The 20,872-nt window shown below is 39.0% G+C and carries 21 protein-coding genes; 3 read left to right on the top strand and 18 right to left on the bottom strand.

Translation table 11 applies throughout. From position 1 onward, the window contains the following. Positions 1-64 precede the first annotated feature (64 nt). Genes BABA_RS04890 through BABA_RS04910 form a run of 5 tightly spaced genes read right to left on the bottom strand, consistent with a single transcriptional unit; the run spans position 65 to position 4,313 of the window. A complete protein-coding gene (locus BABA_RS04890; protein ID WP_007084027.1) occupies positions 65-1,213 on the bottom strand; it encodes an acyl-CoA dehydrogenase family protein in 1,149 nt (382 codons plus the stop codon). Between the two features lie 23 nt (positions 1,214-1,236). Beyond that, on the bottom strand, positions 1,237-2,013 hold the full coding sequence (locus tag BABA_RS04895) for an enoyl-CoA hydratase/isomerase family protein (RefSeq protein WP_007084028.1): 777 nt from the start codon (positions 2,011-2,013) through the stop codon (positions 1,237-1,239). A 44-nt stretch (positions 2,014-2,057) separates the two neighbouring features. Then, the gene (locus BABA_RS04900; protein WP_007084029.1) at positions 2,058-2,738 is read right to left on the bottom strand and encodes a 3-oxoacid CoA-transferase subunit B; all 681 of its coding nucleotides are present in this window, start codon (positions 2,736-2,738) and stop codon (positions 2,058-2,060) included. After that, positions 2,722-3,435, bottom strand: coding sequence for a CoA transferase subunit A (locus BABA_RS04905; protein WP_007084030.1), 714 nt, complete (start codon positions 3,433-3,435; stop codon positions 2,722-2,724). Before BABA_RS04905 ends, BABA_RS04900 begins: the two co-directional genes overlap by 17 nt. Positions 3,436-3,464: 29 nt before the next feature. Next, positions 3,465-4,313 carry a 3-hydroxyacyl-CoA dehydrogenase gene (locus BABA_RS04910; RefSeq protein ID WP_007084031.1) on the bottom strand — a complete coding sequence of 283 codons (849 nt, stop codon included), beginning with the start codon at positions 4,311-4,313 and terminating at the stop codon, positions 3,465-3,467. A 197-nt stretch (positions 4,314-4,510) separates the two neighbouring features. On the opposite strand from BABA_RS04910, the gene BABA_RS04915 reads away from it, so the two are divergent. Beyond that, complete coding sequence (locus BABA_RS04915; protein ID WP_007084032.1) at positions 4,511-5,155, top strand: GntR family transcriptional regulator; 645 nt, start codon at positions 4,511-4,513, stop codon at positions 5,153-5,155. 19 nt (positions 5,156-5,174) lie between these two features. Here BABA_RS04915 and BABA_RS04920 read toward each other — a convergent pair whose 3' ends face one another. The 4 genes from BABA_RS04920 to purU all read right to left on the bottom strand — a co-directional run bounded on the left by BABA_RS04920 (position 5,175) and on the right by purU (position 10,064). Then, on the bottom strand, positions 5,175-6,101 hold the full coding sequence (locus tag BABA_RS04920) for an alpha/beta hydrolase family protein (protein ID WP_007084033.1): 927 nt from the start codon (positions 6,099-6,101) through the stop codon (positions 5,175-5,177). Between the two features lie 188 nt (positions 6,102-6,289). Next, positions 6,290-7,771, bottom strand: coding sequence for an aldehyde dehydrogenase family protein (locus tag BABA_RS04925; RefSeq protein ID WP_007084034.1), 1,482 nt, complete (start codon positions 7,769-7,771; stop codon positions 6,290-6,292). 25 nt (positions 7,772-7,796) lie between these two features. Then, complete coding sequence (locus BABA_RS04930; RefSeq protein ID WP_007084035.1) at positions 7,797-8,972, bottom strand: LL-diaminopimelate aminotransferase; 1,176 nt, start codon at positions 8,970-8,972, stop codon at positions 7,797-7,799. A 192-nt stretch (positions 8,973-9,164) separates the two neighbouring features. Further along, positions 9,165-10,064 (bottom strand): formyltetrahydrofolate deformylase, encoded by a 900-nt coding sequence (purU, locus tag BABA_RS04935; protein WP_007084036.1) that lies wholly within the window; start codon positions 10,062-10,064, stop codon positions 9,165-9,167. Positions 10,065-10,614: 550 nt separating this feature from the next. Between purU and serC the strand changes: the two genes are divergently transcribed. Both serC and BABA_RS04945 read left to right on the top strand, forming a co-directional pair. Continuing rightward, positions 10,615-11,712 carry a 3-phosphoserine/phosphohydroxythreonine transaminase gene (gene serC, locus BABA_RS04940; RefSeq protein ID WP_007084038.1) on the top strand — a complete coding sequence of 366 codons (1,098 nt, stop codon included), beginning with the start codon at positions 10,615-10,617 and terminating at the stop codon, positions 11,710-11,712. Between the two features lie 279 nt (positions 11,713-11,991). After that, positions 11,992-12,837: an EcsC family protein gene (locus BABA_RS04945; protein WP_007084039.1), complete on the top strand. Its 846-nt coding sequence runs from the start codon at positions 11,992-11,994 to the stop codon at positions 12,835-12,837. 98 nt (positions 12,838-12,935) lie between these two features. Here BABA_RS04945 and BABA_RS04950 read toward each other — a convergent pair whose 3' ends face one another. The 9 genes from BABA_RS04950 to BABA_RS28270 form a co-directional block, all read right to left on the bottom strand. Continuing rightward, entirely contained in the window at positions 12,936-13,415 is a 480-nt protein-coding gene (locus tag BABA_RS04950; RefSeq protein WP_007084040.1) for a hypothetical protein, read from the bottom strand. A gap of 149 nt (positions 13,416-13,564) precedes the next feature. After that, positions 13,565-14,758: an aminotransferase-like domain-containing protein gene (locus tag BABA_RS04955; protein WP_040345328.1), complete on the bottom strand. Its 1,194-nt coding sequence runs from the start codon at positions 14,756-14,758 to the stop codon at positions 13,565-13,567. 19 nt (positions 14,759-14,777) lie between these two features. Further along, positions 14,778-15,605, bottom strand: coding sequence for an ABC transporter ATP-binding protein (locus tag BABA_RS04960; RefSeq protein WP_051186007.1), 828 nt, complete (start codon positions 15,603-15,605; stop codon positions 14,778-14,780). Positions 15,606-15,630: 25 nt separating this feature from the next. Then, entirely contained in the window at positions 15,631-16,428 is a 798-nt protein-coding gene (locus tag BABA_RS04965) for an ABC transporter permease (protein ID WP_007084043.1), read from the bottom strand. A gap of 146 nt (positions 16,429-16,574) precedes the next feature. Continuing rightward, the gene (locus tag BABA_RS04970; RefSeq protein ID WP_007084044.1) at positions 16,575-17,564 is read right to left on the bottom strand and encodes an ABC transporter substrate-binding protein; all 990 of its coding nucleotides are present in this window, start codon (positions 17,562-17,564) and stop codon (positions 16,575-16,577) included. Between the two features lie 43 nt (positions 17,565-17,607). Further along, the gene (locus BABA_RS04975) at positions 17,608-18,708 is read right to left on the bottom strand and encodes an iron-containing alcohol dehydrogenase family protein (RefSeq protein WP_007084045.1); all 1,101 of its coding nucleotides are present in this window, start codon (positions 18,706-18,708) and stop codon (positions 17,608-17,610) included. A gap of 636 nt (positions 18,709-19,344) precedes the next feature. Next, positions 19,345-20,346, bottom strand: coding sequence for an LLM class flavin-dependent oxidoreductase (locus BABA_RS04980; protein ID WP_007084046.1), 1,002 nt, complete (start codon positions 20,344-20,346; stop codon positions 19,345-19,347). A gap of 115 nt (positions 20,347-20,461) precedes the next feature. Next, a complete protein-coding gene (locus BABA_RS27170) occupies positions 20,462-20,608 on the bottom strand; it encodes a hypothetical protein (RefSeq protein WP_157273107.1) in 147 nt (48 codons plus the stop codon). 28 nt (positions 20,609-20,636) lie between these two features. Continuing rightward, positions 20,637-20,771: a hypothetical protein gene (locus BABA_RS28270; protein ID WP_268870144.1), complete on the bottom strand. Its 135-nt coding sequence runs from the start codon at positions 20,769-20,771 to the stop codon at positions 20,637-20,639. Positions 20,772-20,872 lie beyond the last annotated feature (101 nt).

Here is a 20,872-nt window from a genome sequence, read left to right on the forward strand (position 1 = left end):
TTTCCTTTATCTCAGTTGGAGCGCTCCAGGCCATACGCCGCTGACCAGGGCACTTCCGCTTTTCTTATAAAAATTCCCGTTTTAATTCACTGGCAATAATATTTTTTTGAATTTGACTTGTGCCTTCATAAATTTTCGTGATTCTCGCATCGCGGTAGAAGCGTTCAATAGGGTAATCCTTCATATAACCTATTCCTGCGTGAATCTGAACAGCTAAATCAGCTACACGATTGTAAACTTCTGATCCATATAACTTTGCAATCGCCGCCTCTTTTACGACTCTCATTCCCTGATCGGTCATCCAGGCGACGCGATAGGTCATGGAACGAAGAAGCTCTATTTCTGTAGCCATATCTGCTAACATATGCTGGACAGCCTGCTGTTCAAAAATGGGTTTGTCAAATTGTATCCTCTGCATGGCATAATCCATGCTGTAGTCCAGCAGCTTTTCGCAGGAACCTAAGTTGCGCGCCGCAAGACCTGCCCGACCGTTTGCAAGGATTTTCAGTGCATTCACATATCCCTTACCTTCTTCGCCAAGGACATTCTCAGCAGGAACCTCGCAATCTTCAAAAAATAGTTCAGCAGAATGAGAGCCTCTTAGCCCCATTTTTTTCTCTACATTCCCTACAATAAAGCCAGGAAAATCCTTTTCTACGATAAAAGAAGTGATTCCCTTGGCACCTTTACTAGGGTCAGTAACAGCCATTACAGTAAATACATTACCGCATACCGCATTTGTAATGTAGTGCTTGGAACCATTTAAAATATATTTATCGCCCTTTTTCTCGGCTTTAGTTTTTAAATTAGCAGCATTAGATCCAGCACTCGGTTCCGTTAAGGCAAACGCACCAATCCATTCTCCAGTTGCCATTTTAGGAAGATACTTTTTCTTTTGCTCTTCCGTTCCAAGCTCGACAATTCCAACCGAGCCAATTCCTGTATGAGCCCCGATTACTGTGGTGTACCCATTATGGGTTTTACCAAGTTCTTCATAAATTGCACATTTCCCAACCATATCAAGGCCAAGTCCGCCATATTCCTCAGGAATACTGAGGCCAAACAACCCCATTTCTTTTGAAGCTTCGATAATATGGGATGGAATTTCATCATTTTCTTCAATTTCCATCGCAACTTTTTCCACTTCTTCTTGTACAAAATCATTTACTGCTTTCTTTAATAATTGAATATCCTCAGAAAATGTAAAATCCATTTTTACTTCCCCCGTCTAATTTTTTATTTTCCTTGAAATTGTGGTGTTCTTTTTTCTAAAAAGGCTTGCGTTCCTTCTTGTTTATCTTCAGAGCCAATCAATATTGTCTGGGCCAGTTTTTCTAAATAAAGTGCCGTTTCCATTTCAATATCGGCACCGCGGTTAACTGCAGCTTTTGCTAACCGTAATGCCAACGGACCTTTGGAGCCAATTTTCCTTGCGTACGCTTTTGCTGTTTCAATCAACTCTTCCTGTGGAACAGCCCTGCTGATAAGGCCAATTCGCTCTGCCTCTTCTGCTGTAATGATGTCTCCTGTTAAAATAAGATCCATCGCTTTTCCTTTACCGATAATTCTCGTTAGTCTTTGTGTTCCGCCTGCACCCGGAATGATTCCTAACCCGACTTCCGGCAGACCTACTTTGGCATTGAAGGAAGCGATCCGAATGTCACAAGCAAGCGCCAACTCTAGACCACCGCCTAACGCAAAACCGTTGATCGCCGCAATGGTTGGTTTTTCATAGTCTTCTATTTTTCGATAGGTAGCTGTCATATTTGGCTGAAGTGCCTCAATCATCGTTCTTTTATTCAACTGACTAATATCCGCCCCGGCAGCGAAGGATTTTTCACCCGCACCGGTAAAAACCACCACTCGTACCTCCTGATTTACTCGTAATTGCTCAAGTGCGCCTTCAATTTCAAGTAAAGTTTCACTATTTAAGGCATTCCGCAATTCCGGCCGATTCACAACAATGAAGCCGATTTCATTTTCTAGCTTGACTATAATATTGTTATAATCCATCTACTTCCACCTCCTGCTTTTCATATGTAGAATCCTTCCGAATACTACTCAACGCACATGGTTTTAAGATTTTCAGATACGAAAAACTCCGCACCCGTCAATTTTCTTATTTCATCGAGACTAGAGTCCTCTGCAATTTCGTCTAATCGCATTTTTCCGTTCTCAATCCGAAAGACCGCTTTTTCCGTTACAATCATTTCTGCCGTACGGATACCACTTGTTGGGTATGTAAGCTTTTTAACAATTTTAGGGGATTGATCTTTCGCTACATGGCTGATTGCAATAATGATTTTTTTTGCGCTTGCTACTAAATCCATTGCACCACCAACACCAAGAATATCTTGTCCAGGTACCGCCCAATTGGCAATCTCACCTGTTTCACTGACTTGAAGCGCTCCCATTACTGCGGTATCGACATGACCGCCGCGAATCATCACAAATGAATCGGAACTAGAAAAAATAGAAGCTCCTTCCCCTAGTGTAATGGGATGTTTACTGGCACTGATCAAATCCATATCGATTTCTTCTTTCGGAGGTGTAGGCCCCATCCCTAATAATCCGTTTTCAGATTGAAGATATACTTTACTGTCAGGACTTAAATAATTTTGTATTAAGGTAGGAATTCCCACTCCGAGGTTGACCACGGTTCCTTCTCTAAGTTCCATTGCAATTCTTTTTGCAATCCGAATTCGATTGGTTTCTTGTTTTTTACCGGCTAGATTCAACATACTCACCCCCTATTTTTGTATAGCGGTCATTTAATACAATAATATCGACATATGAATGAGGAGTGGCAATTTGTTCGGCTGCAAACGTTCCCACCTCAACAATTTCATCTACTTCTGCGATCACAAGATCCGCGGCCGTTGCCATCATCGGATTAAAGTTGCGGGCGGTTTGGGAATAGATTAAATTCCCCATCGTATCAGCTTTCCACGCCTTAATTAAAGCAACATTAGCCTTAATACCCCTAACAAAAAGATATCTCTCCCCATCAAAAACTCTTTCTTCCTTGCCTTCTGCCAGCTTCGTACCGACTGCCGTTTTCGTGTAAAATCCAGCTATCCCCGCACCTCCTGCACGAATAGCCTCTGCTAATGTACCCTGAGGAATTAACTCTATTTCCAGTTCACCGCTTTTCCATGCTTTTACGGCATCACGATTCGAGGTAAAATAAGAGCCGATTGCTTTTTTAATATGTTCTGAGATCAAGAGTTTTCCTAGCCCTTTTCCTGCCTCCCCTAAGTTATTGCTAATGATGGTCAAGTCCCTGGCATGATCGGTTTCCGCAATCGTATCTATTAAAGTAAAGGGGGATCCGCACAGCCCAAAGCCACCAACCAATACCTGATCGCCATTTTGAATCCATTTTACCGCGTCTTCAGCAGATTTCAGTTTTTCACAATTTAATGTATTCGTCATGTATTAACCCTCCAATCATTTTGGAATTGTTATTTTTGATAATTATAAAATCCTTGACCAGATTTACGTCCTAAGCGGCCAGCTTTTACGTATTTAATGAGCAGCGGACAAGGACGATATTTTTCCCCTAATGTTTTATAAAGATATTCCATATTTCTAAGTCTTGAATCCAATCCAACTAAATCAGCCAGCTCCAGCGGACCCATTGGATGGTTCAACCCCAGCTTCATCGCCTTATCTATATCTTCGGCAGAGGCAACACCCTCCATTAACATATTCATTGCCTCGTTCCCAATTAGGCAGTTCATACGACTTGTGACAAATCCCGGGAATTCATTTACCTCAACGGTTTCTTTGCCTAATTTCTTACCAATTTCTTTCGCCTTAGCTACCGTTTCATCAGATGTTTCGAGACCCCTGATGATTTCAATCAACTTCATCTTATGGACTGGATTAAAGAAATGCATGGCAATACAATTTTCTGGTCTTGAAGTTTGGGCGCCAATTTCGGTCGGACTCATTGTAGAGGTGTTAGTCGCGAGAATTGTGTGCTCAGGACATATCTTATCAAGCTTTTTAAAAATATCTGCCTTAATCTCCATTAATTCAAATACTGCTTCAATGACCATATCAGCATCTCCAGCAGCAGCTTCAAGATCTGTTGTATATTCAATACGCTGAAGTGCAGCTGCTACCTGTTCCCTTTTTAAAAAACCTTTGTCTGCACTTTTGGTCATTTCTGTTTCAATATATAATTTCGCTTTATCCAAGTTTTCCTGGCTGACATCATTTAAACATACACGAAACTCCCCAAGAGCTGCTGTATAGGCAATCCCTCGGCCCATTACACCGGAACCAACAACCGTTAACTTTTCCATTTATTTTTTGCTCCTTTTTATTAAAATCTATCAATCTGTTTTTTCTTCTGATGTTATATGTTTATTATCATATACCAAATCATATATGATTTCAATTAAAAATTTTCAGAATTTTATAGTTTTTTACCTTTATATTTATTTAGCGGATTTAGAAACATTCATTGAAATAATATATAAAATCATATATAATTTAAAATATGAAAAAGGACAGTAAGCAGGAAATCGCCTATCAAGTCATTCGTTCTCGTATTACAGAAGGGATTTATGTACAAGGTCAACGCTTAGTCATTGATACATTAGGAAAGGAGTTAAATTTAAGTGCTATTCCTATACGCGAAGCGATTCGCCGTTTGGAGGCAGAAGGACTTGTAACGATCAAAGCATATAGCGGTGCAGTAGTATCGTTTATTGATGAAAATGAATACTTCGAGGTACTCTCCACACTTGCAGTACTAGAAGGCTATGCGGTAACACTAAGCAAATCTACAATCAATGAAGAACAAATAAAAAAGCTGCAAGAAATTAATTTTCTAATAAAAGAGGCTTTACAGAAGTTTGATTTCAATGGATATATTAAGTTAAACAAAGAATTCCATCTTTATACGATAAAAAATTGTCCTAACAAATCATTATTTAACTTAATAGAACAAATGTGGGAAAAATTAGATACAATCAGACGATTAAAACCAATGTACTTTCCAAGTCGTGCCATTGAAGCCATTAGTGAACACGAAACAATCGTCTCGCTCCTAGCACGCACTGATTCCGAACTCGAAATCGAACAGTTCATCAGGCAGCATCATATTTCTGCTATTAATGATTCCGAAAAAAAGACCAATTAGCTATTGGTCTTTTTTTTGTCTAAACTGAAAGGATCCAATCGGAAATGTCATTTATAACTTGATGATCTATATGCTGTGGGACCTTATACTCTTTTTTTGCCTTTAGAATATTTCCATAAATTGATGGCATAAATGCATGATTCAGGTTTGGATAAAGTTTAAATGTTACATTCTCCCTATCGGTTAATATTTCTTTGTAAACATTGAAGTCATTTTCTACCGATGTTTGGAAATCTTCTTCCCCTTGCAAAATGAATACTGGTTTATCTGAATCCTTAAGATAATGATCAGATGGATGTTCACCCATTTCTTTAAAATAGTAAGCTCTGACGTGTTTTCCTAAAGTAAAAGTGGATTTTGCCTCTTCATCACTTAGATTATATATGTTGTCAAACTTGGATGATAATGCAGCGATTTGTTTCTTCGCAACTATTTGCAAAATCTTATTTAACGAGTTTAACACAGTGTCATTTTGGTCCATCATGATTTCCTCTAATTTCCGTGGTGAACCAGCCATAATAATGATTCCAGCAAAATTACCACCTTCTCCATCGATTCGAGGAGCTAACATCCCCCCCATACTATGACCAATAATAAATATTTTGTTTGCATCAATACGTGAATCATTTCGTAAGAAGTCAGCAGCAAGGATGGCATCTTCAATAGTTTCTTCTTTCACTGATAATCCAGCTTCATTCTTCAACTCTTTACCATATACGAAAGTTCTCTTGTCATAGCGCAGAACGGCAATTCCTTTTTCCGACAAACCTTCAGCAAGGTCTTTAAACGGAGTGACATTTCCGATTTTCCCATCCATATTACTTGGACCAGAGCCGTGAACCAATACAACCGCAGGAACTAATTCATTCCTTTCATTTGGAATGGTTAATATGCCGTTAAGTGGGAATTTAGTTTCCCCGCCTACAATTATCTTTTCATCAGCCATTTCTTTACCTCCATTAAATAGTAAAAATATTGCTTTTTGAACAAAAAACTACTTTCTTTAAAAATTCTACATAATAGGACGATTATCCTACTAATTAATCGAAATTCACCTTTCTTCCAAAGGAAAATGTTTAATTAACAAAAAAAGGAGTCTATCTTTCAGACTCCTTAAAATGGGTGTTAGATTATTTAATAGTTATCAATCTGTGCCCGCTGTAATTTTCCACTAAAGTCAACATAGATAGATTTCCATTCTGTGTAGACATCAAGGGCAGCAACACCGGAATCTCTGTGGCCGTTACCTGTGCCTTTTGTGCCACCGAATGGCAGATGGATTTCTGCTCCAGAAGTACCGGCGTTAATATAAACAAGTCCAGTATCAAGATCTCTCATTGCTTGAAAAGCACGGTTAATATCAGAGGTATAAATCGCACTGGAAAGACCAAATTCGACATTGTTATTTACTTCTACCGCTTCATCTAAACTTTTAACAGAAATAATAGACAAGACTGGACCAAAAATTTCTTCCTTTGCAATTCGCATGTTTGGTGTTACATCCGTGAAAATAGTAGGTAAATAGAAATTTCCACTGTCTAATCCATTTTCAGTTGCAATTTTCCCTCCGGTTAGCAGCTTTGCACCATCTTCTTGACCAATTTTTACATATTCGTCAATCCGTTCAAGTGAAGAACGATTAATAACAGGACCAACTACTACAGATTCATCCAATCCATTACCCAGCTTCATTTCACCGATGCGGGCAACTAGTTTCGCCGTAAGAGCTTCTTTAACCGACTCGTGGACAATGACACGGCTAGTAGCCGTACATCTTTGACCACTTGTTCCAAATGCTCCGAATAGAATTCCATCTACAGCTAGGTCAAGATCAGCATCCTCTAATACGGTGATGGCATTCTTTCCGCCCATTTCCAAAGATGTTCTTTTTAATAAAGCGCCAGCACGGCCATTGATTGCAGATCCTACTTCATTTGACCCAGTAAACGAAATTAAGTCAATACCCGGATGATCAACCATGGCATTACCCACTTCACTGCCTGAACCGTTAACGAGATTGATTAAGCCCTTAGGAAGTCCTGCCTCTTCATAAATTTTCACGAATTCCTCAGCAACCATTGGTGTTTCAGTCGCTGGTTTCCAGACAACTGCATTTCCCGTCACAAGGGCAGGAAGTGATTTCCAAGAAGCGATGGCAATTGGGAAATTCCAAGGGGTAATTAGACCTGCAACCCCAATTGGAACTCGGACAGTCATGGCAAATTTATTGCGAAGTTCTGATGGCACGGTGTCACCAAATTGACGACGTCCCTCTCCTGCCATATAAAACGCCATATCAATGGCTTCCTGTACTTCCCCTCTTCCTTCCGCGATGACCTTTCCCATTTCACTTGTAAGAATTTGAGCAAGATGTTCTTTTCTCTCTTTTAATAGAAAGGCAACTTTATATAAAAACTCAGCACGTTCAGGGGCTGGAACTAAGCGCCAGGACTTTTGGGCAATTTTAGCAGCTTGAACTGCTCTATCGACATCTTCTTTAGATGATTGAATGACTTCGGCCAAAACTTGACCGTTTGCTGGGTTTAAAACTGGAACGAATTTACCTGTTGAAGATTCACACCATTCACCGTTAATGTAATTTAAGATTTTTTTCATCTATAACCCTCCAATTTTAATAATATTAACCTATTACTATTTTTAGCTTTTGTTTGATTCTATTAACTGCCTCATACAATCTTTCATTTGGAACGGAAAGAGAAACACGGAAGTACCCTTCGCCTGAAGGACCAAAAGCATTACCTGGTGTGATGATTACACCCGTTTGCTCCAGGACACTTGTCACAAACTCTGTTGAGGTGTAGCCAGATGGTACGGGCGCCCATATGAAGAAGCTCCCTTTAGGCGGATCTACCTTCACACCAATTGATTGAAGTCCATCCAGCATAGTATACATGCGTTCCTGATAGATTTGATTGTAATTTGTCACACAAGTTTGATCACTGGTTAACGCAAACGCAGCCGCTTTTTGAATGGGGGTGAACTGCCCCGTATCCGTATTGTTTTTGTAAACCGAAAGCGCTTTTATAATTTCCTTGTTGCCCACCACATAACCAATCCGAAACCCGGTCATGCAATATGTTTTTGAAAGTGAGCCAAATTCAACAGCAATTTCTTTTGCCCCTTCGACTTGAAGAATGCTTGGTGCTTTATAAGAATCGAATGTAACCATGTTATAAGCGGAATCGTGGGCAATTGGTACATTATGTTTTTTAGCGAAATCAATCGCTTTCTTAAAAAACGGTAATTCGACAGTCGCTGAAGTTGGATTCCCGGGGTAATTTAAAAACATCAGTTTCGAACGCCCAAGAATTTCTTTCGGAATAGCCTCAAAATCCGGCTCAAAGTTGTTTTCCTTAGTCAATGGCATATGATGATACTGCCCGTTTGCAAGAAGGGTCGCCATTTGGTAAACAGGGTAACTAGGATCTGGAATTAACACATAGTCACCAGGATCAGTGAGCGTAGGTACGATATGCGCAATCCCTTCTTTTGAGCCGATTAACGCTAAGACTTCGGTTTCTGGATCAAGAATAACCCCATATTCGCGGAAATAGAAATCGGCAACAGCCTGCTTAAATTCAGGACATCCTACAAAGCTGGGATATTTTAGATTTTTTGGATCCTGCGATTCTTCAGTTAATTTTTCTATAATATGTTTCGGTGTCGGCAGGTCAGGATCCCCAATACCTAAATCAATAATATCTACTCCAGCCTTGATCATTTCCGCCTTCTTCTTATTGATTTCTGCGAATAAATATGGGGGAATTCGACCTATTCTATTCGATGGAAAATTCACATGCTCACCCGCCTTAATATCAGGATTTTAAATTGGATTCAGAAAATTCAATTTCCATATATTAAATTTAGCGGTTTTCCCCACGTTTCACTATGGTTGATTTATACAAAAATAATAACTTTTTTCGAATACATTCCGTACGATTTTAACAAAATAGTTTAATACGTTACATTCTTCTAGGCTCAAAATTATTTAAAAAACGATTGTTTTGTTTTGATGAACAATTATCCGATCTTCGATATGCCATTTAACTGCCCTTGCCAATACGCTTCGTTCAATGGAACGACCTATTTTTTTAAGGGTATCTACATCAGAACGGTGATCGACTCGAGCAATGTCCTGTTCAATAATGGGCCCTTCGTCCAAATCATTCGTCACAAAATGAGCGGTCGCACCAATTATTTTCACACCGCGTTCGTGGGCTCGTTCATACGGTCTTGCACCAATAAACGCAGGTAGGAAGGAGTGGTGGATATTGATAATTTTTTTCGAATTAGCTTCCACGAATTTTGGTGTTAATATTTGCATATAGCGTGCTAAAACAATCACATCAATATCATACTCGTTGAGCAGCTGCAACTGTTTTTCTTCTACTTGTTTACGAATCTCTTTATTTGCTGGTATATAATAGAATGGGATGTTTAAACCTTCCACCACATCCCTTGACTCCTCGTGATTACTGATGACTAAAGCGATGTCGGTCATTAAATCTCCGCTTTGCCATTCCCATAAAAGCTCCATCAGGCAGTGAAGTTCCTTTGATACAAATATCGCTGCTTTCTTCACTTTGTATACCGGTGTTAGACGCCAATCCATCGAAAAGTTGGTGGCAATTTCATAAAATTGTTGTACCATTTCGCTTTCTTTTGTTTTTAAAAAAGGACATTCAAACTCAATCCGAATGAAAAATGTACCGCCCTCAGGATTGGTTGAGTATTGACTGGATTCAATGATATTGGCATCAAAAGAAAATAGAAATTGCGAGATGGCAGAAACAATGCCAGGCTGATCGGGGCAGCTTACCAATAAACGCCCGCGATTTTGGTTCCTTTGCTTAAATTGTTCGATTTGATCTTTTATAGATGAGTTCATAGTATTTTTTCCTTTTCATTTAATGAAAACCATTATACATTAGAGAAGACTAGTTTGTTAAGAATTTTCATAAAATTAGAAAAAACCATCCGATAAATCGGATGGCTTCACTCTATCTTTGGCTTCGAATCCCCATGTACCTTTCACGGGCTACTATATATTTAAACAAAATTTGACCAAATGGCATAAAAGAAAATGCCTAGTCCTCCTAGAAATACCCCTAAACACGCTAAACTTAACGGACTTCCCCATTTAATTTCTGGCATTTATTTCACCACCCCAGTTTTTTCAAATCTCTGCATTTTAATAGAACGTAAACGCGCGGCTTGATTGATAATGACAATGTATATATTCCTTCTATTCTATGAAAATTCCTTTATTACAAATTGAATAAATGGAAAATATAACAAATCCAATTATGTATCAGAAATATCACAAATGCCAGTAAAAACGCTTAAAATATTTATTTAATAATGTAACCGCTTTAATTTCCCAAATTTTTTAAATATATGATATATTTCAAGTAAATAAAAAATAGGGAGAGAAAAAAATGAAAGTGCAAACACAACGAGCATTCAATTTTAATGCTGGGCCTTCTGCATTACCTATTTCAGTGCTTGAGAAAGCTCAGGCAGAACTAATCGATTTTCGTGGTACTGGAATGTCAGTCATGGAGCTTAGCCACCGGAGCAGCACCTATGAAGAAGTCCATAATCAAGCAATTAACAGCTTAAAGTTACTACTGTCTATTCCAGATCAATATGAAGTACTTTTTCTCCAAGGCGGAGCAAGTCTTCAGTTTTCCATGATTCCAATGAATTTTTTACAACAAGGGAAAAAAGCTGGGTATGTTATGACCGGGTCTTGGTCTGAAAAAGCATTATCCGAAGCGAAATTGTTTGGGGATGTTTTTCAAGCCGCATCAACTAAAGAAGAGGGAAGTTATCGAAGCATTCCAAAAGTTGGTGACTTGAAGTTTAATTCTGACGATGCCTATTTACATCTAACTTCCAATAATACAATCTATGGTACACAGTGGACTGATTTTCCAGACACTGGGGATGTTCCGCTAATCGCGGATATGTCAAGTGATATTCTATCTAAGCCGATTGATGTCAATAAGTTTGCCCTTATTTATGCCGGTGCCCAGAAAAATCTTGGCCCTTCAGGTGTTACTGTTGTTATTATTCGCAAGGATTTGCTTGAACAAGCAAATACCAATATTCCAACGATGTTAAAATACAGCACCCATGCTAAAAATAATTCTTTGTATAACACACCGCCAACCTTTGGGATTTATATGCTAGGAGAAGTCCTGAACTGGGCACGTGAAATAGGTGGATTAACTGCTATTGCTGAGCAAAATGAAACGAAAGCAAAATTGATTTATGACGCAATTGACACAAGTAATGGTTTTTACCATGGCCATGCTGAGCCGGACAGTCGTTCACTTATGAACCTTACATTTAACTTAAAATCAAAAGAGTTAGAAAAGAGCTTTTTAGAGCTAGCAAAACAAGAAGGTTTTGTAGGGATCAACGGTCATCGCTCCATTGGCGGATGCCGCGTATCAGCTTATAATGCGGTTCCGATTGATGCATGCAAGGCATTCAGCGAGTTTATGGTTGAATTCCAAAAGAAAAATTGAGAAATAAATAAAAAACGGAGGCATTCTTGTAAAAAGAATGACCTCCATTTTTAGTTTAATAATTTTTTTCCTTATTTAAGACCAATTCTACTTAAAGTTCATTTCATTTTTTTAATAACCATATCTTACTTTAAACTTACGAAATTTCCTCCCTCACATTATGGTTCGGAATATTTCCCCCTTTAAAGTTGAAACTAGTCTTATAGTTATCCGTATATACAGACAAAGCAAAAGAACTGTCCTTGCTTCAACAATATTTATAATCGGAGTTGATTTATTTTGACTAATGTTGAATCGGCAGATTTTTTAAAGGGTGAATTAAAAAAAATTGAGAAATGGGAAAAGAATCAGAAGGGTTTGTGGTTCTGGGAGAAAATTGGCCGGTTACCGTTTGTCCTGCTTGATAAACTAACACCAAAATTTATTCAAGAGAAAATTGGCTTAATGATAGATGAATTAGGCAGCTTCATCCAGACTGGCGGGAAATATTTGATTAGCGAGAAAAGTATTTTAAAGAAGTTTGCCACCAAGAATTCTTCATCGGAACCAGATATCATTAGCATCAATCAAGTAGAGCAGGTGCCGGTCAGCAAGATGGATGAGGTTGCAAATGAAATTAGAAACTCAAGAACAAACATGGCAACTATCCAAGGCGCAACAACAGGGGTTGGCGGGTTGTTTACCCTAGCAATCGATATTCCAATATTACTAGGATTATCATTAAAGGTTTTACAAGAGATTTCCCTATGTTATGGGTATAATCCGCAAGAAAAGTCGGAAAGGATTTTCATTGTTAAATGTCTCCAATTTACCTCTTCAGACATTGTTGGAAAAAAGGCTATTTTAGAGGAGCTTTCTGCCTATAATCAGGACAAGCAAAACAACCGCATGATTTCCCAATTGCAAGGATGGCGTGAAGTTGTTACCACGTACCGGGATAATTTTGGCTGGAAAAAACTATTTCAAATGATCCCGATTGCTGGAATGATTTTTGGGGCTTTTATCAATAGATCTTCCATTGGTGATGTTGCAGAATCAGGAATGATGTTATACCGGAAAAGAAGAATTATTGAGCGGATTCATCAATTGGAAAATGTGCAAGTGGCTCAAACTTCCGAAATATAAAACAGGTGACGGTTCTCTTGCTTCAAGGAAGCAGAAGAACCGTCACCTGCCACATCCTTTTTATAAAAGACCCTTAACCCTTCCTACCCTTTCCCTGGTCAATTGTCTATTTCAGATTTGTTCTGATTACCATTTTTTGATTTGAATAAATTTTTTGAGATTGCATTTAGTAAATTAAGAAACCGATTGAAGCCAAATCCAACAATAAATGCGATGCTTATAGCTCCGTATGGTGTATTCCCATAATCGGTGAATTCAATGAGAAGGAATCCGCTATGGATTAAGGTGACAGCCATAACTGCCGTTCCTGTTGCGAAAATAGGATAAAAAATATACATAATCCATTTACGATAATCCTGTAATTCGTCCTCCATATAATGGGAACAGAACATATAGAGATGCCTTAGTGAACCGCCAATGGCTCCCGAAAAGAAATAGTAAAGAAAATTTTTAATTTGGGGAATGAATGGCAGTGATTTTTCGAGAAATCCTGTCAACAGAATACTTATTGCCAAAAAACTACCGAAAAACAATAGAGAAAGATAGATTAAAATAATGGCTTTTAACCAGCGCTTCAAGAAATCACCCTCATTTCAGATAATGTATCCTATGAAGCCGTTATAAACGCGGTCTGATTTATTTGCCCTTATATTTATTAAAGATCTGCGAATTTTGTAAATATTTAATAGAATAAAAAGGATCGTCAAATTGACGATCCTTTACCACATTATTTTAGTAAGCGCGAGAAAAGTTGTCCGAGTTTTTGAATTCCTTTAATTATTTCTTCCTTATCTGCATAACTGAACGAAAGACGGAGATACTCGGTTCCGACCTGTTGCTTCACAAAAAAGAATTTACCAGGAACGTACGAAACGCCCAAGGCAAGAGCCTGTTCTAACAATTGCGATGTGTCTATACCCGGAATTTTCACCCAAACAAAATAACCGCCTTCCGGTACATACCACGTTACTTGTTCAGGGAAATATTGTTCCAGCGAGCGAAGCAATATATCACACTTGATTCGGTACGTTGCTTGTAAAGTGTTCAGCCGGTTTTCAAAATTGACGTTTTCTAAATAGGCAGCCATTGTGGCTTGGGCAAATGGATGATCTAAATCCTTTTTAAACCATTCAAAAGCCGTTATGAATGACCTTGCGCCTGCTATCCAGCCAATCCTCATCCCTGGGGCAACAACCTTGGATAGTGAACCAACATGAAATACTCGACCCTCTGTATCAAATGCTTTTAAAGGGGGAGGATTTTCATTAAAAGCTAATTCTCCGTACGCATCATCCTCCAGAATAAGAAAATCAAACTCAGACGCAAGCTCCAATAGATGCTTCCGTCGTTCAAGTGACATTGTCGTTCCCGTTGGATTTTGAAAGGTCGGAATAGTATATAGAAAATTTGGTAGTGTAAGGCCTGTACGCTTCCTTTCCTCCAGAACAGCCGCAAATACATCTGTTTGCATGCCCAGTTCATCTACTGGAATCGTGATAATTTGATCCGTGTAATTTTGAAAAATCTCCAAAGCCTCCATGTAGGTTGGGGATTCAACCGCAACGACTGCTCTTTCATCCAGCAGGACACGGGCAATTAAATCAATTGCCTGGCACGCTCCTGCCGTAATCAGAATCTCATCTTCTTGTATGCTAATACCACGCTCTACCAATCGATTCTGGATCTGTTTCTTTAGTTTTATCATCCGCGGACTTCCAAGATAATGCAGTGGCAGGTCATGTTCCTCTTCAATCAGGGTAGCAGAAGCTGCCTTTATCTGTTCGGCAGGGACAAGTGCAGGATCAGGATAGCCTGAACTCAAGCGAATACAATCCGCTGGAAGATCAGCCATCCAAGCTCCTGGAGGATTCTTCTTAAGAGCTGTTTTTATATTCTCGGGAAAAAAACTTTCAACATTCATTTTGACCATGCACCCTTCCCTACTGAATTGCCTTTAAACTCTCATCCCTGATGAGCGACAGCAATTCTTCTTTATAGTGGGCAAATTCGACCGATCCCTTCACACTGAAATCCCTCGGTCTTTCCAATGCAATTGGAACTTTTTTCTTTAAACGGCCGGGCCTTGCAGTCATCACATAAACTGAATCTGCTAGAAAAATGGATTCCTCTACATCGTGCGTAATAAATAAAATCGTCTTTTTGGACTCGTCCCATGCTTTTAACAATACTTCTTGCATAATATTTCTCGTTTGCGCATCCAAGGCACCAAACGGTTCATCCATTAATAGGATCTTAGGATTATTGGCCAGCGCGCGCGCAATGGCCACACGTTGTTTCATCCCCCCAGATAATTGGATCGGATAATGTTTCTCAAACCCTTCTAAGCCAATTAATTGCAGGTAATGCCTTGCCATATCATCTCGTTCTTTTTGGGAAACACCATTTAGCTTTAAACCAAAAGTAATATTTTCCTTCACAGTGAGCCATGGATATAATGTATACGATTGAAACACCATGCCACGGTCAGGCCCGGGACCATGGATTTCCTTACCGTCAAGCAGGACTTGTCCTGATGTAGCTTCCTCCAGGCCCGCGACAATCCGTAAAACTGTTGATTTCCCACATCCGGAAGGTCCTAAAATGGTAACAAACTCTCCTTCGTTAATCGTGAAGGAAGTTTTCTCCAACGCTGTTGTCTCTCCGCTTTTTGTTCGAAAAATTTTACCTACATCTTTAATCTCTAATTTTGGGGTTCCCGAATGAGAAGGATTCGTAAGTAAAGCGCTAGAATTTTTAATCTTTTCCATATTTTTTACCGTTGGAGTCACCATACTACAATCCATCCTTTCTCATCCATGAAAACGAAGCCCGATAAATGGCTTTAAACATGATATCTGTCATTAAACCAAGTAACCCGATAATTAATATTCCGACAATAATCTTCTCTGGCTGAAGGAACCGGGAAGCCTGCATAATCATATAGCCTAATCCACTGGAAGCCCCGACAATTTCGGCCACTACTAAGTACGTCCAGGCCCATCCGAAGGTAATACGAAGGGTATCGACAATGCCCGGTAATGATGCAGGAAGGATCACTTTTGTATATACTTGAACTTTTTTTGCACCCAACGTATAGGAAACGTCGATTAAATCATTTTGGACATTTTTGGTGACATCCATAATCATCAGTGTCAATTGAAAGAAGGTTCCTAGAAAAATAACACTCATTTTCTCCGGCTCACCAAGACCAAGCCATAAAATCAATAATGGAATAAACGCAGAAGCCGGCATATAGCGAATAAACCCGATAATTGGTTCAAATGCGCCTTCCATGATTTTCAAAGAACCCATCAAAATGCCCAATGGGATCCCAATGATGGCTGCGACAAGAAATCCAACCAATACCCTTGAAAAACTAATACCAATATCAGAAAGAAGGTCTCCATTGGCAAATAAATCTACTGCTGATGCTAATACGGCTGATGGTGTAGGCAAAAATAATGGATTCACAATTCCACCGTAGGTTAAGACCGACCAAACGGCTAAAACAAAAATAAACATAACCAAACCAGCTGTTGAATATAGACTTTTAGGGATCTCCCTGTTAGGTGTAAACATTTTGGCTATCATTAAAATCACCACATTCTTTTAATCTTTTAAAAAGGCCTAACATATGAGGAAACAAGACTGCCTCAAATGTTAGGCTTGTAAAGGACAAAACATTGTAAATTGGAAAAGTTTGTCCTATTTTCTTCTCCATACTTAGTTCGAATCAGCTATTGAAAGCTAGGGTTGATAACATCTTCCACTTTTGGTTCTTCTTTAATGATGTTTTGCTCTTTATAGAACTTAATCGCATTTTCGGCTGATTGATAAATCGATCCTTTGTTGCTTTCTGAACCAAATAGTTTTTTGTTATCCACATCTGTCAAAAACTTCAAGCCAGTTTCAGTAGCAACAAATTCTTTTTCATCAATCTTTAACCCTTTTGCCATGATTTTATCTGCGTCATCTTTATTTTCTTTCCAATAATTCATCGCTTCACCCATCGCCTTAACAAAAGCCTTAACATCTTCAGGACGATTTTTAATGACGTCTTCCTTAAAACTAATCGTATCGACGATAATTCCTGGTAAATCTTTCGTTGTCAATAATACTTTCCCATTTGCTTCTGATCCTTTTGATAACCACGGTTCCCAAGTCACCGCTGCATCTACTTTGCCCGCTGCAAAAGCTGCACCGGCATCACCCGCAGACATTGGAACCACTTCCACGTCCTTTTCAGACAATCCACCTTGCTTTAACGCTGTTAACGCAAGCATATGACTAGTGGACCCTACTTCAAATGCCATCTTTTTTCCTTTTAAATCTTTCACATCATTGATGCCATTTTTAACAAGAATCCCGTCTCCGCCATAAGAATCATCTAATAACCAGACAACCTGTACCGGAATTTTAGATGCAGCTAATGAAACCTGTACGTCCAATGCTGTTGCCATCCCGTCTATTTTCCCACTGGCTAAAGCCTGTTTACGCTCGCCCAATCCTTCCACAATGGAAAGCTCTACATCAATTCCATTCTTTTTGAAAAAGCCTTTTTCTTTTGCTAAAAATAACGGCCCATAGCCTGTCCAAGTAGGTAGAGTCACCTTTAATGGCTCGGACGACTTTTTATCCTTCGACTCACTCGATGCTTGATCCTTTCCACAAGCTGTTAACGCGAATAGTAACAATAACGAACAAAACATAATCCCCCATTTTTTCATGAATAAATCCCCCTATTTTTTCTATTAATTTTTTATTTAACCTCTATTTAGAAACGACTAACATTCCATTTCCGATTTCGTTGGCCATTTGAACAGCAGATATCACCATAGAAGGAGTTACTGCAAATGGCATATTCGCCATATCCTCGATGGTTACAGTAATTTCCCCTAGTTCTCTCCATTGATCATCGGTTAATGTGTTAATTCCCATTTGTTTTAAGGTAAAAGGTAAGCCGACTTCTTGATAATAACGGATTAACTGTTGTACTTCTTCCACCTCAGCACCTTCCATACAAAGCTGAGCTAAAATCCCAAAGGCAACAATTTCACCATGATAGGTTTGGTGAATTTCGGGAAAAATAGTTAAACCTGAGTATATGGCATGTGCTGCAGCGGTTCGGCAATCATCACCGCCATAACCACTTACACTTCCACTAATTAATATCACCGCGTCAATGAGATCCTCTAATTCTTTTGTCAATGTTTGATTTTGACTTGATGTGACAGCTGCCTGGCCAATATGAAGTAAGGTTTGATATAACTGTCCAGCAATCGCAATTGCAGTCTGGTTAATAGCAGTCGGCACTGCCTTTTTAATCGAACATTTCGTTTCAAACCATTTTGCTAGGGTATCCCCAATTCCAGCAATCAAATATCGAACAGGTGCATGTAAAATAATATGGGAATCAACCAATACTAAATCAGGAGCTTTTGAATCCCGTCCAATTTCTAAGAATTCCCCTTCATCACTGTAAAGAATCGTGATTGGGGTTGCTGCTGCACACGTAGCGGCGATAGTTGGTATGGCCACCAGTGGCTTATTCAGCTGATAGGCTACTGCTTTAACAGTATCAATTGCCTTGCCCCCTCCTGCAGCTATAAGCAAATCGAAATCTTCTGATTTTAATTGATCTACAAGTCTATCAATATTTGTTTTTGATGATTCCCCTCCATACCAAAGAGATTTTTGCACCATCATTCCGTGCTCTGACAAACTCTTTCGTAAGGTTTCTTCTATTATTTCTCGACTTGTATTTCCGCCAATCAATACAGCGTTTTTTCCAAACTTATTTATGTGTAATCCCACATCAGATAATAACCCTGCTTTTCTACTATATTGTGCGGGACCCACTGTGACCATCATTCTGAATTCCCCTTTCTCTTAGGTGCATAAATATGAATAATATTCTATTAATATAAGTGTTTGTCTATTCTATGTCAATATACTATTTGAAATTTTCTAACACATCATAATTATACCTTAGCTCAACAATTTTATATTCCCTGGACTTGTTCTTAAATATGGAATGGCTCCATCGGCGGATGCCGCGTATCAGCTTACAATACGGTTCCGATTGTTGCATGCAAGGCATTCAGTGAGTTTATTTCAATAAATCATCTATTGGGGATGTAGCCGAAACAGGAATGATGTTATATAGAAAACGGAGAATTGTTGAGCGGATTCATCAATTAGAAGGGCTATTTTCGTAAACTTTGTTGTTATAAATCAAAGTCAAGCCATTAAAGATTCATATCGCGTGTAAAATTACTGTTTTTAATGACATTTAGAACTCTCACCCCATCTATCGGCGAATATGAAGGTTCTATCGGCGAATTTTGACATTCTATCGGCGAATATGAAGGTTTTATCAGCGAATCGAAGAAAGCAACAAACTTTTAGTAAAGAGCTATTAGAAAACAGGCAGGGGGTTCCAGCTTTCGAAAAATAAACATACAAAGCTAAAGGCATGTACACATAATTGGTACATGCCTTTTTGTTCTATTCTCCGTCTACAACTTCCTTGAATATTTCATAAGACCGCTTTTGTTTCTCAGGATCATAAATATAAGAAACTGCCATAAGTTCGTCGACGTTATATTTTTCTTGAAAGCTAATTAATTGTTGCCTGATTGTCTCTTTACTGCCCATCATGGTCAATCTTGACATCGATGATGCCATATCCTTTTCTGCTGAATTCCAAATTTCATCTAGGTTTTCAACAGGCGGCTGCAGCGGCATTCGTGAATTACGTACCACATTTAAGAAAAATTGCTGCATTGATGTCGATAACCATTTAGCCTCTTCATCACTTTCCGCTGCTATTACATTTATACATACCATCATATATGGTTTGTCTAAGTATTCAGATGGCTGGAAGCGGTCACGGTAGATTGAAATCGCTTCTTCCATGTATCTTGGTGCAAAATGGGAAGCAAAGACATATGGCAGACCTAAACTAGCCGCTAAGTAAGCTGAATCGGTAGATGAACCAAGGACATAGATTGGAATATCCATACCAACACCAGGGTAGGCCCTTACATAACTTTGCTGATCTTCCGGGCCAAAATAGTTGAGTAAGGCCTTAACATCATCTGGAAATGTATAAACAGAATCATTTTTTGAGCGTCTTAAGGCACTTGCCGTCATCATGTCGGTACCAGGTGCACGGCCGAGACCCAGATCAACACGATTTGGATAAATCGTGGCCATCGTTCCGAATTGTTCGGCCACCACTAATGGGGAGTGGTTAGGAAGCATGACCCCGCCAGACCCAACACGGATGTGGTTAGTGTGTTCTAATGTATGTTTGATTAAAATTGACGTGGCGGAACTGACAAGTGTAGGGCTATTATGATGTTCTGCAATCCAGTATCGCTGATAGCCCATTTTTTCGACTGCTTGCGCAAGATCCACCATGGCATCAATTGCTTGTTTCGGTCCCTGTCCCTTGCGGATTGGGGCTAGATTTAAAACTGATACAGGTATTTGAATAGTTGCCATAATCAATTGGTCCTTTCTTTAAGAGATACACTCTTATCATACCAATTGGAATACAGGAATAAAACTTAAATGCCTATATACACTCCCCCTCTTTCTATAAAAAGCTTTTTCCTATTTAACCTTTATTTTTTTTTGATTGCTGGATAGGTACGTGTTTTGGCCGTTCTGGGTAATTTCCCTTTCCCGCATCATCGGGGCCAGTCAGGGTATTCCTTTGATCCAAAACCCTGCCTGAATACTCAATTGGGTTTTTATCGGTCATGATTTTGCCTCCAAATAATTGAATTTGCTTATTTTTTCTTTCCTTGATTTTTCATCCGTATTTCGGCTTCACTCATTAGTATGTTGCTTCTAGGTTTACTATGTTGTAGTGCTTTTTTTAATTCTACTGAGGCATCATCATCAGTGTTATATCGCTGATCCATTCATTGTTCCCCTTCCATGACTGTATCTGAAGTTTCGATCCAATTTAGTATTGATATCTTTCTGATTATTTATGTTGCCCATGCAAATATAGGATAATGAT

Source organism: Neobacillus bataviensis LMG 21833 (genome assembly GCF_000307875.1).
GTDB classification, from domain to species: Bacteria; Bacillota; Bacilli; order Bacillales; family Cytobacillaceae; genus Neobacillus; species Neobacillus bataviensis.

Coding starts and splice junctions, on each gene's coding strand:
- BABA_RS04890 (WP_007084027.1), bottom strand. CDS start 1,213: ATGGATTTTACATTTTCTGAGGATATTCAATTATTAAAGAAAGCAGTA.
- BABA_RS04895 (WP_007084028.1), bottom strand. CDS start 2,013: ATGGATTATAACAATATTATAGTCAAGCTAGAAAATGAAATCGGCTTC.
- BABA_RS04905 (WP_007084030.1), bottom strand. CDS start 3,435: ATGACGAATACATTAAATTGTGAAAAACTGAAATCTGCTGAAGACGCG.
- BABA_RS04910 (WP_007084031.1), bottom strand. CDS start 4,313: ATGGAAAAGTTAACGGTTGTTGGTTCCGGTGTAATGGGCCGAGGGATT.
- BABA_RS04915 (WP_007084032.1), top strand. CDS start 4,511: ATGAAAAAGGACAGTAAGCAGGAAATCGCCTATCAAGTCATTCGTTCT.
- BABA_RS04920 (WP_007084033.1), bottom strand. CDS start 6,101: ATGGCTGATGAAAAGATAATTGTAGGCGGGGAAACTAAATTCCCACTT.
- BABA_RS04925 (WP_007084034.1), bottom strand. CDS start 7,771: ATGAAAAAAATCTTAAATTACATTAACGGTGAATGGTGTGAATCTTCA.
- purU (WP_007084036.1), bottom strand. CDS start 10,064: ATGAACTCATCTATAAAAGATCAAATCGAACAATTTAAGCAAAGGAAC.
- serC (WP_007084038.1), top strand. CDS start 10,615: ATGAAAGTGCAAACACAACGAGCATTCAATTTTAATGCTGGGCCTTCT.
- BABA_RS04955 (WP_040345328.1), bottom strand. CDS start 14,758: ATGAATGTTGAAAGTTTTTTTCCCGAGAATATAAAAACAGCTCTTAAG.
- BABA_RS04960 (WP_051186007.1), bottom strand. CDS start 15,605: ATGGAAAAGATTAAAAATTCTAGCGCTTTACTTACGAATCCTTCTCAT.
- BABA_RS04965 (WP_007084043.1), bottom strand. CDS start 16,428: ATGATAGCCAAAATGTTTACACCTAACAGGGAGATCCCTAAAAGTCTA.
- BABA_RS04970 (WP_007084044.1), bottom strand. CDS start 17,564: ATGAAAAAATGGGGGATTATGTTTTGTTCGTTATTGTTACTATTCGCG.
- BABA_RS04975 (WP_007084045.1), bottom strand. CDS start 18,708: ATGATGGTCACAGTGGGTCCCGCACAATATAGTAGAAAAGCAGGGTTA.
- BABA_RS04980 (WP_007084046.1), bottom strand. CDS start 20,346: ATGGCAACTATTCAAATACCTGTATCAGTTTTAAATCTAGCCCCAATC.
- BABA_RS27170 (WP_157273107.1), bottom strand. CDS start 20,608: ATGACCGATAAAAACCCAATTGAGTATTCAGGCAGGGTTTTGGATCAA.
- BABA_RS28270 (WP_268870144.1), bottom strand. CDS start 20,771: ATGGATCAGCGATATAACACTGATGATGATGCCTCAGTAGAATTAAAA.